Annotated in this window: 10 protein-coding genes; 2 read left to right on the forward strand and 8 right to left on the reverse strand. The window is 65.3% G+C overall.

Translation table 11 applies throughout. The features are described from left to right. Positions 1–13: 13 nt before the first annotated feature. From ACSQ9I_RS16680 to ACSQ9I_RS16700, 5 genes are all read right to left on the reverse strand, one after another. Complete coding sequence (locus ACSQ9I_RS16680) at positions 14–1,501, reverse strand: aldehyde dehydrogenase (RefSeq protein WP_436313806.1); 1,488 nt, start codon at positions 1,499–1,501, stop codon at positions 14–16. Between the two features lie 22 nt (positions 1,502–1,523). Beyond that, on the reverse strand, positions 1,524–2,957 hold the full coding sequence (locus tag ACSQ9I_RS16685) for an MmgE/PrpD family protein (RefSeq protein WP_436313807.1): 1,434 nt from the start codon (positions 2,955–2,957) through the stop codon (positions 1,524–1,526). 240 nt (positions 2,958–3,197) lie between these two features. Next, on the reverse strand, positions 3,198–4,913 hold the full coding sequence (locus ACSQ9I_RS16690) for a GMC family oxidoreductase (protein WP_436313808.1): 1,716 nt from the start codon (positions 4,911–4,913) through the stop codon (positions 3,198–3,200). Between the two features lie 71 nt (positions 4,914–4,984). Beyond that, positions 4,985–6,481, reverse strand: a complete 1,497-nt coding sequence (locus ACSQ9I_RS16695; protein ID WP_436313809.1) for an aldehyde dehydrogenase family protein — start codon at positions 6,479–6,481, stop codon at positions 4,985–4,987. A gap of 213 nt (positions 6,482–6,694) precedes the next feature. Continuing rightward, complete coding sequence (locus ACSQ9I_RS16700) at positions 6,695–7,117, reverse strand: ABC transporter substrate-binding protein (RefSeq protein ID WP_436315763.1); 423 nt, start codon at positions 7,115–7,117, stop codon at positions 6,695–6,697. A 93-nt stretch (positions 7,118–7,210) separates the two neighbouring features. Here ACSQ9I_RS16700 and ACSQ9I_RS16705 point away from each other — a divergent pair, with 93 nt between their 5' ends. Next, positions 7,211–8,323 carry an IS5 family transposase gene (locus ACSQ9I_RS16705; RefSeq protein ID WP_436311868.1) on the forward strand — a complete coding sequence of 371 codons (1,113 nt, stop codon included), beginning with the start codon at positions 7,211–7,213 and terminating at the stop codon, positions 8,321–8,323. A 26-nt stretch (positions 8,324–8,349) separates the two neighbouring features. Here ACSQ9I_RS16705 and ACSQ9I_RS16710 read toward each other — a convergent pair whose 3' ends face one another. Continuing rightward, positions 8,350–9,255, reverse strand: coding sequence for an ABC transporter substrate-binding protein (locus ACSQ9I_RS16710; protein WP_436313810.1), 906 nt, complete (start codon positions 9,253–9,255; stop codon positions 8,350–8,352). A gap of 218 nt (positions 9,256–9,473) precedes the next feature. On the opposite strand from ACSQ9I_RS16710, the gene ACSQ9I_RS16715 reads away from it, so the two are divergent. Beyond that, positions 9,474–10,445: a Bug family tripartite tricarboxylate transporter substrate binding protein gene (locus ACSQ9I_RS16715; protein WP_436313811.1), complete on the forward strand. Its 972-nt coding sequence runs from the start codon at positions 9,474–9,476 to the stop codon at positions 10,443–10,445. 55 nt (positions 10,446–10,500) lie between these two features. On the opposite strand, the gene ACSQ9I_RS16720 is transcribed toward ACSQ9I_RS16715, so the two are convergent. Both ACSQ9I_RS16720 and ACSQ9I_RS16725 read right to left on the reverse strand, forming a co-directional pair. After that, on the reverse strand, positions 10,501–11,457 hold the full coding sequence (locus tag ACSQ9I_RS16720; protein ID WP_436313812.1) for a LysR substrate-binding domain-containing protein: 957 nt from the start codon (positions 11,455–11,457) through the stop codon (positions 10,501–10,503). 105 nt (positions 11,458–11,562) lie between these two features. Further along, positions 11,563–13,656 carry an acetate--CoA ligase family protein gene (locus ACSQ9I_RS16725; protein WP_436313813.1) on the reverse strand — a complete coding sequence of 698 codons (2,094 nt, stop codon included), beginning with the start codon at positions 13,654–13,656 and terminating at the stop codon, positions 11,563–11,565. Positions 13,657–13,661: the final 5 nt, after the last annotated feature.

Genomic DNA, 13,661 nt, shown 5'->3' on the forward strand with positions numbered 1-13,661 from the left:
GGTGGCGCAGCGCTCAGCCCGTGACGCGGCCCGCCGTCCGGGGCATTCCGTCGAGGACCACGACCTTGGTTTCAAGGTAGGACCGCAGCCCTTCCGCACCGCCTTCACGCCCGATGCCCGATTGCTTGAAGCCGCCGAACGCGATGCTGCCCTCGTTGCGCATGCCGTTCTGGCCGACGGTGCCGGAGCGGATGCGGCGCGCCACGGCATAGGCGCGCTCCAGGTCGTTGGTGAAGACCGAGGCATTGAGACCGTAGATGGTGTCGTTGGCGATGTCCACCGCCTGCTCGTCGTTATCTGCGGGGATCACGGCCAGCACGGGCCCGAAGATCTCCTCGCGCGCAATGGTGTGGTTGTTGTCGACGTGGCCGAACACCGTCGGCTCGATGTAGAAGCCGCGATCCAGATGCGCGGGGCGGCCGCCGCCGGTTGCCAGCGTTGCGCCCTCTGCCTTGCCTTTCTGAATGTAGCCCTCCACACGCTCGCGGTGGCGGCGCATCGCCAGCGGACCCATCTGGGTGGCGGGGTCGAACGGATCCCCTACCCTCACCTTTCGGAAATTTTCGCTTAGCGCTTCCACCAGTGCGTCGTGGCGATTGCGGCTCACGATGATGCGCGTCAGCGAGGCGCACACCTGTCCGGTGAGGAAGATCGCCCGCGAGGCGATGTTCTGCGCCGCGGCAGCGACGTCGTAGTCGTCCAGCACGATCGCCGGCGACTTGCCGCCCAGCTCCAGCGTGCAGCGCGCGATGCGCTCGCCGCAGATGGACGCGATGCGTCGGCCGGCCGCGGTGGAGCCGGTGAAGGCAACCTTGTCCACGCCAGGGCTGCGCACCAGCCATTCCGACACTTCCCGCTCCGCCGTGAGGATGTTCACCACCCCGGGCGGGAAGCCCGCGGCTTCGCAGGCCTCGGCCAGGATATAGGCGGCACCGGGCGCCTCCGGCGAGACCTTGACGATCACGGTGCAGCCCGCGATCAGCGCTGGGCCGACCTTGCTGGAGATGGCGCCGGGCGCCGCGTTCCAGGGCACGATGGCGGCCACCACGCCGACCGGCTCGCGCACCAGCAGCGCCACTTCGCCGCCCGACTTGGGCTTGTGCCGTTCCTGGAAAGGGAGGGTCTCGGCCAACGCGGCATAGGAGAGGTAGTCGTTGCTGATGCCGGCGCAGCGCGCCTTGGTGAACCCGTGCAGCGCGCCTGCTTCCGTGGTCCAGATGCGCGCATGCGGCTCGGCCAGCTTGTCCAGCTCCGCCGCCATGGCTCGCATGTACTTCGCGCGCTCCTCGTGTGCCATGCGTGGCCACGGGCCGTGGTCGAAGGCCTTGCGGGCCGCCGCCACCGCGCGGTCGACGTCGGCTTCCCGAGCCTCGGCGACGGAGAGGAACAGCTCCTCGGTGGCGGAGTTGGTCACCTCGATCCTGCTCGCGCTGGACGGTTCCGTCCAACGGCCGTCGATGAAGAACTTGTCCGGGTGCCGAACGGGTGCGTCTGCGTCCATTGCTGTCTCGCTCCTTCTGGATCTACTTGGCCAGTGCGGCCTGCTGGTGCTGCGCCGCGATGTGCGGCGGGTCCCCATGCAGGATCCGGACGAGACTTCCCACTGCGGGCTGGGCCTCCAGGTTCCTGACGAGGCGCTCGAGTTCATCCACGTTGCGCTGCGACAGCGTCTTGGCGGCGAGGCGACGGTACTTGGCGGCCATCTGCTCGTCGCTCATGGGCTTCTGCCAGCTGCCGAGGAAGTGGTCGACGACCTTGTGGATCACGCGGCCGTCCTTCAGGACCACCTCGACATCGGTCCCGCGCGCGAACGAACGCCCCTTCTGCTCGCGCGACTCGTCGCGCAGGCAGTCGACGCGCTTGGCGAAGGCAAGCAGGTCGGGCCGGCCCATGTTCTCTTCCACCATCTGATCGACGAAGACCTCGCCGTCGATCAGCTTCATGGCGATGCAGAAGCCCAGGTGCATCTGCGCTGCTGTGAGGCCGACGGGCTCGTAGGGCAGCCACCAGGAGTGCTTGACTGCGTCATCGGTCATCTTCACCGTGATGCGCTCCACGTCCTCTGCCCTCAAACCTTCCTGCATCAGATCCTCGATCGCATCCATGGTCGACAGGTTGGTGCCCACGCAGGCATGTCGCTTGATCGAGATGCGCATGGTCTCCCAGCGCGTGCCCAGCCCATCGGTCAGTTCGGACAGGTCGAACTGGTCGGTGCTCTGGGTGAAGGTGGTGCAGAAGCCGCCGTACTCCTCCTCGAATACATCCGCGATGCCGGTGAAGCCCTCCGCCGCCAGCAGCGCTGCGTACAGGCCGCTCTGCGCGGCCTTCGCCGACAGCATGCGCTTCACCATGGAGCCGAACTGCGTGGCGAGGATGCCGCCCGCCTGCGGCCCGGCAATGCCGAGGGCTTGAAAGATCTGCTCGCTGTCGAGTCCCAGCACGCGACCGGCCGCCACGGCCGCGGGGAATGCGCCGAACAGGCCCGGCGTGTGCCAGCCTTTTCCGAGCATCCTGTTGCCGTTCATGCACAGGCCCACGCGCGGGCCCACTTCGAAGCCGGCGATGATGGCCGTCAACAGCGTCTCGCCGTCGATCTTGTCGGCGCCGACCATCTCGGCCGCGGCGAACACCACGGGCAGCACCGCCGCGCAGCTGTGGATCGAGGCGGGATTGGCGTCGTCCAGCTCGTAGCCCTGGATCATGGTGCCGTTGACCAGGACGGCGCTGGTGGCGGAGGCAGTCTTGCCCGCGCCCCAGATGGAAGCCGAGCCGCCCTGCGGCTCGAGGCGCTGGACGACATCGCCGAGCATCTCCGTCCACTTGAGATGGGCTCCGAAGAGGCCGCAGCCGAGACCGTCGAGGATGATGGATTTCGCACGGGCCACCACTTCGGGCGGCACGTCCGACAGCTGAAGCCTGGTCGCGAATTCGGCAAGCTGGCGCGTATGTGAAGGCATGGGTTCTGTCACTCCTTAGTCGTTGGAATTCTGGAATGCCGCACGCGTCTTGGGGGTGGCATTTGGTGCCCCTCAGGGTCACTTGCCGTTACCGCCCCGCGTGAGCGCCTGTTGCCGTGAGACCCAAACCTTGCTCGGCCTCGGGCGGCGCGATCGCTGCGTGCGGCGATCCAGACCATTGAGAGACGCCAAGGGCGGGACCCTCTGGCGTACGTGCCTGGGCGGCACGCCAGCTTGTCATCAGTGATGCACGAGTTCCGGGGTGAGCTGCGTCGCCGGAACCGCGGTAGTCGCCGGAACCACCGGAACCGCCGGGGAGGCCGGCCGCCCGGCGTCGGCCAGCACCATGTCGGCACACCTCTCGCCGATCATCATGGCGGGAATGCTGGTGTTGCCCGAAATGATCATGGGCATGATGGAACAGTCGGCGATCCGCAGGCCTGCGATGCCGTGCACCCGCAGGCTCGGATCGACAACGGCCATCGGGTCCTGGCCCATCTTGCAGGTGCCGACCGGGTGGTAAGTGGTGTTACCGGCCCGACGGATGAAAGCGAGGATGTCCTCGTCCGACTGCACCTGCGCGCCGGGCTGCAGTTCCTCCGCGATGACCTCCGCCAGCGGCGCAACCGCGGCGATCTCGCGCGCGCGGCGCACGGCCATCACCGCGGTGCGCCTGTCCTTCTCGGTTGCCAGGAAGCAATAGTGGATCGCCGGATCCGCAAAGGGGTCGGCCGATTGGATGTGCGAGCTGCCCGCGCTTTCCGGGCGCTGCACCTGGGCGAAGGCGAAGAACCCGTTGATGGGCGACATCAGGCGCTTCTTGTTCCTGACCTCGATCATGAAGGGATTCACGAGCAGGGCGATGTCGGACTGCTCGATGCCTTCGTGCGAGCGGGTGAACACGCGCAGCGTTGCGAGGCCCTGCGAGATGAAGCCCTTGCGCATAAAGACATAGGACAAGACTTCGCGCACCAGACCCCAGCCGCGGCCCCGGTCGCACAGCGACAGGCCTTTACGGTTGAACTTCCACTGCACTGATGGGCCGAAGTGGTCCCGCAGGTTTTCCCCCACGCCCGGCAGCGCATGGACAACGGGGATGCCATGCCTGGCAAGGATCGCCGGGTTGCCGATGCCCGAGAGTTCCAGCAGCTGTGGCGACCCTATGGCGCCGGCGCTCAGGATCACCTCCCGCCGGGCACGGACCTCTTCCATTGCGCCGTTGCGGCGGTAACGCACACCCACGCAGCGCTTGCCCTCGAAGAGGAGCCCAGTGACGTGCGCGCCCTGGAGGATGGTGAGATTGGGCCGCTTGCGCGCGGGCTCCAGGTACTGCGTCGCCGTGCTCTGGCGCAGGCCTTTCCAGACGTTGATCTGCGCCATCGCCACGCCGTGCTGGGTCGGGCCGCTGTAATCCGGATTGAGCGGCAGGCCGACAGCCTGGGCGGACTGGATAAACAGATCGTAGAAGGGAGAAGTCTTGCTGGCCGTCGTCACCTTCATCGGGCCGTGGCGGCCCCGGTATTCGTCCGTCCCGATGTCGGTGCTTTCCAGCTTCTTGAAGTAGGGCAGCACATCCCGGTACGACCAGCCGGTGCAGCCCATGCGCTCCCAGGCGTCGTAGTCGAGGCGCTGCCCGCGGTTGAAGATTAGGCCGTTGATGGCACTGGAGCCGCCCAGGATCTTGCCGCGTGCCACATAAACGCGCCGTCCGCCGAGATCCGGGTTGGGTTGCGCGGACTGGCACCAGTTCACCCCGGGGGACTCGATCATCATCCCGCCGCCCACCGGTGGGCGGGTCCAGATGTAGCCGGCGCCCCGGGTTCCGGCCTCGAGGCATAGAACCTTGTACTTTCCGCTTTCGCTCAAGCGAGCAGCCACCACGCCACCGCCGGAGCCGGAGCCGATGACGATGAAGTCGGGCGCATGGGGCGGCGTCGATTGCTTGCTGTTATCCATGGCCGGGAGCTTCATTGGAGTACCTTCGCCTTCGGCTGCGGTACGAGCGCCTTCGGGCGGCCGGGCGGCGCTCACAGGAAGACCTGCACCGACTTTTCCTCGGTGTACGAGTAGAGCTCTTCGATGCCGCGTTCGCGGCCGGTGCCACTGTTCTTGTAGCCGCCGAAAGGCACGGCGCGCACATGCGAGTTGACGCCGTTGACCCAGACAAAGCCGGACTGCACGCGCTTTGCAGTGCGCAGGGCCTGGGTGATGTCGCTGGTCCAGACTGCGGCGGTCAGGCCGTACTCCACCGAGTTGGCCATGGCGATGACCTCCTCCACGTCCGACCAGCGCAGGATGGACAGCACCGGACCGAAGATCTCCTCGCGGGCAACGCGCATCTCCGGCGTGACATCCGCGAAGACGGTGGGCTGCAGCCAGTAGCCCTTCTCAAAGGTCTTTCCAGCCGGGCGCTCGCCGCCGGCAACCAGGCGCGCTCCTTCGGACTTCGCCGAAGCCACGAACTGCTGGACGCGCTCGAGGTGGGCGCGCGTGTTGAGGGCGCCCATCTGAGTGGACCAGTCGAATGGGTCGCCCACCCGCAGCGCCTTGTACTTCTCGGCGACCGCCTTCACCACGGCGTCGTAGATCGCGTCATGCACGAAAAGGCGGCTGGTGGAGCCGCAGGACTGGCCTTGCAGCCCCAGGTTCATGCCGGCAACGGCGGCGGCAGCCACCTTCTCCACCGGCGCGTCTGGGAAGACGATGAACGGGTTCTTGCCGCCCAGCTCCAGCGAGATGTTCTTCACCGCCACCTCGGCGGCCGAACGCTGGATCGCCATGCCCGTTCGCACCGAACCGATGAAGGACAGGCGCTTCACGCGCGGGTGGCGCACGATTGCATTGCCGGCAGAGCCGTCGCCGGTGACGACGTTCAGCACGCCCGGGGGCAGCACTTCACGGGCGATCTCGCCCAGCCGCACGGCCGAAAGCGGGCACTGGTCGGATGGCTTAAGCACCACCGTGTTGCCCGCGATCAGCGGCGAGGCCATGCCGTGGACCGCCATGGCGATGGGGTGGTTGAAGGCGATGATGCGGCCGACCACGCCATAGGGTTCACGCAGGGTCAGGTGCAACTTGTCCGAAGTTCCCGGGATGGTGTGGCCCTGCAGCTCGAAGCCCAGTCCGGCGTAATAGCGCAACCGCTCGACGCAGTTCGCCAGGTCGGGCTTCATGGAGGTGATGGCATTGCCGCTGTCCGCCACCTCGAGCATCAGCAGTTCGTCGGCGTGTCGGGTGAAGGCGTCGGCCAGCCGGTTCAGGCAGTTCGAGCGTTCCTGCATCGGCAGCTCCGCCCATTTGACCTGCGCCTTCTCGGCGGCTTCCACCGCCTGCTGCACGTCCGCCTCGGTGGCCTTCGGCACCTTGCCGATGTAATCATCGGTCGCGGGGTTGACGCATTCGATCCAGGCGCCGCCAGAGCTCTCGACCAGTTCACCGCCGATCAACATGCGGCCCGTGATCGGTGACTTGCGGAAGGCCTCAGCCGCGGTTTCGGGGGAGGTGGGTAGATGTGGGTGAGTCATGCTGTGTCGGCCTTACTTTGGATACAGGAATGGTCGATGCGCGCCCCGGCAGGGTCAAGACACATTTAGTGCGGATCACGGTAACCAGCTTTCACCGACCCGGTAGCGCCAATTGACCCTGCGGCCAACGAAATGCCACCGCCACTCAGTGGTCGGCGCTCCAGAATTCCCTGAGTCGATGCGTGCCCGGCGGCCCGCGCCGCCTGAGCTTTTTCAGGTCTTGGCCAGGGGGCAGCTGCTGGCGCTGAGCGGTGCAAAGGCCTGATCGCCCGGGATCGTGCTTTGAACCTTCGCGATGTCCCACTCGCCCTTGGATTCCGAGGGCGTCTTGACCTGCGCGAGGTACATGTCATGCACCATCCGTCCGTCCTTGCGAATCACACCGTTCTTGGCGAAGAAGTCATTGACCGGCGTCTTGCGCATCTGATCGAGAACGTCCTCTGCAGCATCCGACTTGCGCGCATCGATCCCCTTCAGGTAATGCATGGCTGCGGAGTACGCCCCGGCATGGATCATCGTCGGCATGCCTTTGTGAATTGCGTGGAAACGATTCGAGAATTCACGCGTTTCCTGGTTCTGGTCCCAGTAGAAGGCAGTGGTGTAGACCATTCCCTGCGCCGCCTTGAGGCCTAGCAGGGTGCTGAAATACCTCTCCCGCCGGTCGGCGTGCGACGGCCCTCAAGCGTTGGAAGTTGATCCCCCGACAGTTGCAAGACAAGACCCCAGACGATGCGCGGAGCCGACACCTTCACCGAGAGCTTGTTCACGATGCGCCGCCTGGAGGACTTCGTACCCGCGAATCATCCTCTGCGCCCGATCCGCGCGATGGTCAATGAAGCGCTGCTCAAGATGGACAACCTATTCGCCGGCATGTATGAGGCCGACATCAAGGGCGGGCGTCCCAGCATCGCACCAGAGAAGCTGCTGCGCGCGATGCTCTTGCAGATCTTCTTCAGCGTCCGCTCGGAGCGTCAACTCATGGAGCAGACCCAGTACAACCTCTTGTATCGCTGGTTCATTGGCTTGGCCATGGACGATGCGGTCTGGGTGCCCAGCGTCTTCACCAAGAACCGCGAACGGCTGATCGCGCACGACGCGATCATCGAACTGTTCAACCACATCGTCGAAACCGCGGATCGCAAGGGCTGGCTGTCGGGCGAGCACTTCAGCGTCGATGGCACCCTTATTCAGGCGTGGGCCAGCCACAGGAGCTTTGTGCGCAAGGACGGCGGCGACGATGATGCGGGCAACAACACAACGGGTAGCACCAGCTTCAAAGGCCAGAGCCGCAGCAACGACACTCACGCCTCGCGCACCGATGGCGATGCGCGTCTGTACCGCAAGGGCAAGACCGCCAGCGAGTTGCGCTACATGGGTCATACCCTATCGGACAACCGCCATGGCCTGATCGCCAACGCGATGGTCACACAGGCTGACGGCTTTGCCGAGCGCGAAGCGGCCAAGGTCATGATCAAGGATGCCCGTCAAGCGGCCGCGAGTCCGGATACCGAGGTCACACTCGGTGCAGACAAGGGCTACGACGCGCAGGAGTTCGTCCAGGCATGTCAGGACATGGGCGTGATACCGCACGTAGCCCAGAACACTTCGGGGCGGCGCTCCGCGGTGCCCGATGCCATCGCTGCGAGCGAAGGCTATGCGCTGTCACAGCGCAAACGAAAACTCATCGAGCAGGGCTTCGGCTGGGCCAAGACGGTGGGCGGAATTCGTCAGGTGATGGTGCGTGGACTCAAGCGCGTGGACCACCTGTTCGTGCTGACGATGACGGCCTACAACTTGACGCGCATGCGTTCGCTGGGACAAATCCGTCCGCAGGGGCTCTGAGGCAACCAGAGGCGCGCAAAACATCCTCAAATCAGAGAAAACGGCTCGCAAAAACCCTGCCTGACGCACCATGTGAAAAGCGAACCCTCGGCCGGCAGGGAGGACTCGCTTTGAAGGGGAGTATTTCCGCACCCTGCTAGACCCTTGACGTCAGTGTCGAAGACAAGGAGTGCGGCCACAGTCTGCTTGGCGGTGATGGCAAACTCGTTCGCCTGGCGTATGGCGTTCTGCGTGTCTTTGCCTGCGTTGGCCAGGCCCACGACCTTCGCGCCCGAGTTCTGGGCCTGCAGCAGGAAGGATGCGAAGTCCGAGGCGTTCAGAGGATGCTTTACTGTCCCGACGACCTTGCCGCCCATGGCCTTCACGATGGCCGTGGTGTCTGCCTCCAGCGCGTTGCCGAACGCATAGTCCGCGGTAATGAAGTACCAGCTGTCGCCACCGTTCCGGACCACCGCGCGGCCGGTCCCAGTCGCCAGCGCGTAAGTGTCATAAACCCAATGGATGCCGTATGCCGAGCATTCCTTGTTCGTGAGAGCAGTCGACGCGGAGCCCGCAAAGATGATCGGCTTCTTCTTGTCCGCGGCGATCTTCTGCATGGCGATTGCAGCGGCGGAGTCCGTCGACTCGATGATCAGGTCGACCTTGTCGACGTCGAACCACTCGCGCGCCTTAGAAGCTGCGATATCGACCTTGTTCTGATAGTCGGTCGATATGACCTGGACCGACTTGCCCTGGACCTTGCCTCCGAAGTCCTTGACGGCCATCTCGACGGCCCGGACCACACCCATTCCTCCGTTCGCAGAGTAGACGCCGGTCTTGTCGACGATGACGCCGATCTTCACGGTGTCGTCGGAGATCTGCGCATACGACGCAGCGGTGGCGGACGCGCAGATCAAGGCTGCCGCGCTATGGAGTGCCTGACGTGGTTTCATGTCTCTTCCTTTTTCACCGCCATGTCGGCGGATTCGACGTGGTGCAATCCGCGTGCCACGACGCGGTGAGCTGCACGCCGCTCCGACGCGCCGCACAGGTGTGTTTTGCGCAAACACCTTGTGTTCATGGCACGCACGCTGTGGCCGGATCCGCCACGCACTGGGGCCGCTGCGCATTGGCTCGCAAGTTGCATCTGCACAGGTACAAGGAGACATCGATGCCTGATCTGAAAAAGTGCTTTGCGAGCGCGACCATGGCGCTCGCGCTGGCCGGCGGCGCCATGGCCGCCGACGCATTCCCCACCGCGCCGGTGAAAGTCATCGTGCCGTATGGCGCCGGGGGGACCGGAGACGTCGTGGCGCGCATCGTGGGCGAGAAGGCCGGTGCCGAGCTCGGACAGGCCGTTGTCGTCGACAACCGTTCCGGCGGCAATGGAATCATCGGCGCGCAGGCCGCGGCCAAGTCGAAGGCGGACGGCTACACGCTGATGCTCATGGCGACCGGCCACGTGATCCTTCCCAGCCTGCAGCAGGTGCCCTATGACTGGACCAAGGACTTTGCGCCGGTGTTCGGCATCACGACCACGCCGCTGGTCTTCGCCGTTCGGTCCAGATCGGACATCCGGACCGTCGCCGACCTGGTGGCGACGGCGAAGGCAACGCCCAGCGGCCTGAACTACGCTTCCGGCGGCGCCGGCTCCGTGAGCCATCTGGCAGCCGCGCGCCTAGTGCGGGAACTCAAGATCAACGGCACTCACGTGCCCTTCCGCGGATTCGGCCCCGCGGTACAGGCCCTGCTGGGCGACCAGGTCCACTTCATCTGCGCCACCGTGGCCGACGTCGTCGAGCTCACCAAGTCAGGCGACTTCCGCCTGCTGGGTGTCACCGCCGAAAAGCGCCATCCGCTGCTGCCGGACGTGCCCACCATGAAAGAGCAGGGCTTCGCGGACTTCCACGCCGCTTCCTGGAACGCCTACCTGGCCCCGGCAGGCACGCCCCCCCAGGCGATAGACCGCCTCAACGCGGCATTGGCGAAGGCGACTGCCGACGCCGGCGTGCAGGAGCGCCTCGGCAAGCTCGGCGTGAGCGTGATGGCGAAAAACCGGGTGGAACTGGAGAAGTTCCTGAAGGACGAAGCGGCGCGCTGGCGCAAGGTCATCCAGGACAATGCAATCAAGGTAGAGAACTGAGCGTCCTCAAGGGAACGATGGACACGCGCCAGCTGAAGTATCTCGTTCAGGTCGATCAGGCGGCCTCGGAGCGCTGCCGCTTCTGGGCCAGGGTCTGGACGATGTCGATCATGTGGTCGAGCGCGGGACTTCTTCTGCCCTTCACCCAACCGAAGATGAACGAGGTGGAATAGGTCACGTTCTCCAGCGGGATGACGCTCACGCTCGCCGGATAGACGAAGTCGCGGCCGGTCGGCATCAAGGCGATGCCCATGCCGACGGAAATGAGGTTCAGCTGAGACGTGACGGTGCTCACCTCCTGCACGATCTGCGGCTCGAACCCGGCTTTCTGGCACAGGTCATGGGGCAGGCCGAAGGCGGGGCTGCGGCTGGAACCGGGCACCACGATGAACTGTTCCCCGGCGAGTGCCTCCAGCGCCACCGAGTGACGCCGCGCGAGCGGATGGTCGCTGGGCACCGCCACGCCCAGGCCGCAGGTCTGGATGCGGAACCAGTCCAGCATCGCCTCGTCCTGCGCCAGGTCCGCGGTGCTGCGCTGCCTGCGCAGCACCGCCGCGCGCGGGCCGAAGTGCATGAATCCCGCCTGGATCTTGCCGGCAGCGAGCGCCTTGGGCTGGGCGGAGCTGGGCGCCTCGATCAGCGACAGCGTCACTTCGGGATAGGTCTGGCGGAACTGCTTGACCGCGATCCGGAACAGCGGGTGCAGCAATGTGAGCGAGCCGTAGCCGATGCTCAGCGAACCGCGCTGGCCCTGCCCAACGCGCTTGGCCTCTGCGAAGGCCTCGTTCAAGTCGGAGATCGCCACCTGCAGCATCGGCAGCAGGGCCTGACCGGCGTCCGTGAGCTTCACGCCATGCGCCAGCCTTTCGAAGAGCGGCGTGCCGAGCTCGCTTTCGAGGTCGGCGATGAGCTTGGAAACGGCCGGCCGCGTGACATGAAGGCGTTCGGCTGCCCGGCCGAAATGCTCCTCTTCGGCCGCGGCGACGAAATAGCGAAGATGTCGAAGCTCCATTGTTTTGTACAGGCACGTCCACGTCGCTCTAGCATATCGGAGCGGACACCTCGGGCTTCGCCAGGCGGGGCTGTCGGCGCCCGGCCGCCCCGGTTCATGGAGGTCTCAGTGCACGCTGCCTGGGCCAGTGGTTACCAGCGCGTCCACCGCCGCCAGGCCTTCGCCCTTCTTCCTCACCATCACGGGATTGATCTCGAACTCCCGCACCTCGGCACTTGCCAGGAACATGTCGCCGAAGCGCACTGCGGCGCCTGCGAGCGCCTCCACGTCCGCGGCAGGCTTTCCGCGAAAGCCCTGCAGCAGGGTCCACAGCTTGAGCTTGCGCAGCGCGGCCAAAACCTGTTCCTCGGACACAGGCAGAGCCAGGTAAGCCACGTCGCGATAGAGCTCTATGGCGACGCCACCCGTCCCGATGGAGATCACCGGACCGAAGTCGGCGTTGCGAAGGCAGGACAGCACCACCTCGACGCCGTCGCCGACCATTTCCTGCACCAGGATGCCGGCTCGCGGCTTGCCCATGCGCTGGCGAAACTGTTCGGCCAGCGCATCGACTTCGTCAGGCGAGGCCACGCGCAACTTGACCAGCCCCATCTCGGTCTTGTGCTCTGCCTCGGAAGGCAGCGCCTTGACCACCAGCGGGTAGGAAAGATTCGCGCACGCCTGAGCAGCACGGTCATCGGGCCCCAGCACCACCCACTTGGCCGGTGTGACACCGCTGTCCTCGCAGAACTGCATCATGTCCGACCAGTCGCCCGAAACAGCCCGCTGCGACAGCGGCTGGCGCGGCTTCAGCTTGGGCAGGCGCATCGCATCGCGGCGCCGGTACAGCAGAGACAGGGCACTCATCGCCGCCGAAGGATCGCCGCGCAGGAGCACGCCCGCATCCCGCAAATCCTTGACCAACTCGGGTTCGACGGGTTCCCCGATGATGCTTAGAAACACCGGCACTTCGCGCGCCAGCGCCTTGAAAACCTCCGCATTCGCCACGAGATGGCGGCGCACGGTGGAGGCAAACTGGACGATGACCGCTTCGGTCCTGGAGTCCGCCACGACGACCTCGCAGGCGTCCCTCAGCATGGTTGGCACCGTGTTGACCTGGCCGGTCAGGTCGATCGGATTCGTCTTGCGGGCAAACGAGGGCAAGATCGCATTGAGTTTCTCGACCGTGGACGCATCGAACTCGGCCATCGTGATGCCGCGCTCGCTGCTGTGGTCGGCCAGCAATGCGCCGGCACCGCCCGACGCGCTCAGGACCGAAACGCCACCCTTCGGGTCCTGGCTGTCACGCGGATCCCGCATGAAGGCCAGCACCTCGACCGCGTCGATCAGCTCGGCAATGCTGTCGACCTCGATGATGCCGGCCTGTTGGAAGACAGCGGCATACACGGCATGAGATGAAGCGATCTTTCCGGTATGGGAGGCAGTCGCATCCTGGCCGACGGCCGATCGACCGGTTTTCAATGCGACGATCTGCACGCCGCGCTCGCGTGCGCGCTCCGCGATCCTGAGCATCCGGCTCGCATCGTCAAGACCTTCCAGGTAGAGCGCAACCACCCGGACATCGTCCTGCTCGATGATCGCATCGGCGGCGTCGAGCACGTCGAGGCAGGTCTCGTTGCCCACGCTGACGATGTACGACAGGCCCATGCCGGCGTTGTTGAGCGAATTGCCGATGGCGCCCGCCAATGCGCCACTCTGGCTGAGCACGGCCACCGGTGCGTGGTTGATCTTCTCGATATTGAGCGCCGCGCCGCTGAAGGTCATGATGGCCTTCTGTCGAACCGACCAGAAGCCATTGCAGTTGGGACCGACGACCGCCACGCCATGGGTTCTGGCCGCCTCGGCCAGCTGGCGCGCATTCTCCTGGCCGCCTTCGACCTCCTCGAAGCCGGAACTGAACACCACTGCGTTGCGGATGCCCTTCTGGCCGCACTCTGCGATCACGCCGGCGACGGTATGCGCGGGTGTGATCACCAGTGCGACGTCGGGCACTTCGGGCAGTTCGCCCAGGTTTTTGTAGGCCTTCAAGCCCTCGATCTCGGAGTGGCTGGGCGTCACCGGGTAGACGGCGCCCTGGAACCCGTGCTTGAGGAGGTTCTTCACCAGGGCGTTGCGGGGCGTACCGGCCTGAGGCGATGCGCCGACGATGGCAACGCTCCTGGGCTGAAGGAATCTGGAGAAATTGGTCTGTGCAGTCATGTCTG

Source organism: Variovorax sp. LjRoot84 (genome assembly GCF_964254305.1).
In the GTDB taxonomy this organism is placed as follows: domain Bacteria; phylum Pseudomonadota; class Gammaproteobacteria; order Burkholderiales; family Burkholderiaceae_C; genus Variovorax.

What these genes read in the sequence shown, in the direction of transcription:
- ACSQ9I_RS16680 (WP_436313806.1), bottom strand. Translation starts at nt 1,501, where the DNA reads ATGGACGCAGACGCACCCGTTCGGCACCCGGACAAGTTCTTCATCGAC.
- ACSQ9I_RS16685 (WP_436313807.1), bottom strand. Translation starts at nt 2,957, where the DNA reads ATGCCTTCACATACGCGCCAGCTTGCCGAATTCGCGACCAGGCTTCAG.
- ACSQ9I_RS16690 (WP_436313808.1), bottom strand. Translation starts at nt 4,913, where the DNA reads ATGGATAACAGCAAGCAATCGACGCCGCCCCATGCGCCCGACTTCATC.
- ACSQ9I_RS16695 (WP_436313809.1), bottom strand. Translation starts at nt 6,481, where the DNA reads ATGACTCACCCACATCTACCCACCTCCCCCGAAACCGCGGCTGAGGCC.
- ACSQ9I_RS16705 (WP_436311868.1), top strand. Translation starts at nt 7,211, where the DNA reads ATGCGCGGAGCCGACACCTTCACCGAGAGCTTGTTCACGATGCGCCGC.
- ACSQ9I_RS16710 (WP_436313810.1), bottom strand. Translation starts at nt 9,255, where the DNA reads ATGAAACCACGTCAGGCACTCCATAGCGCGGCAGCCTTGATCTGCGCG.
- ACSQ9I_RS16715 (WP_436313811.1), top strand. Translation starts at nt 9,474, where the DNA reads ATGCCTGATCTGAAAAAGTGCTTTGCGAGCGCGACCATGGCGCTCGCG.
- ACSQ9I_RS16720 (WP_436313812.1), bottom strand. Translation starts at nt 11,457, where the DNA reads ATGGAGCTTCGACATCTTCGCTATTTCGTCGCCGCGGCCGAAGAGGAG.
- ACSQ9I_RS16725 (WP_436313813.1), bottom strand. Translation starts at nt 13,656, where the DNA reads ATGACTGCACAGACCAATTTCTCCAGATTCCTTCAGCCCAGGAGCGTT.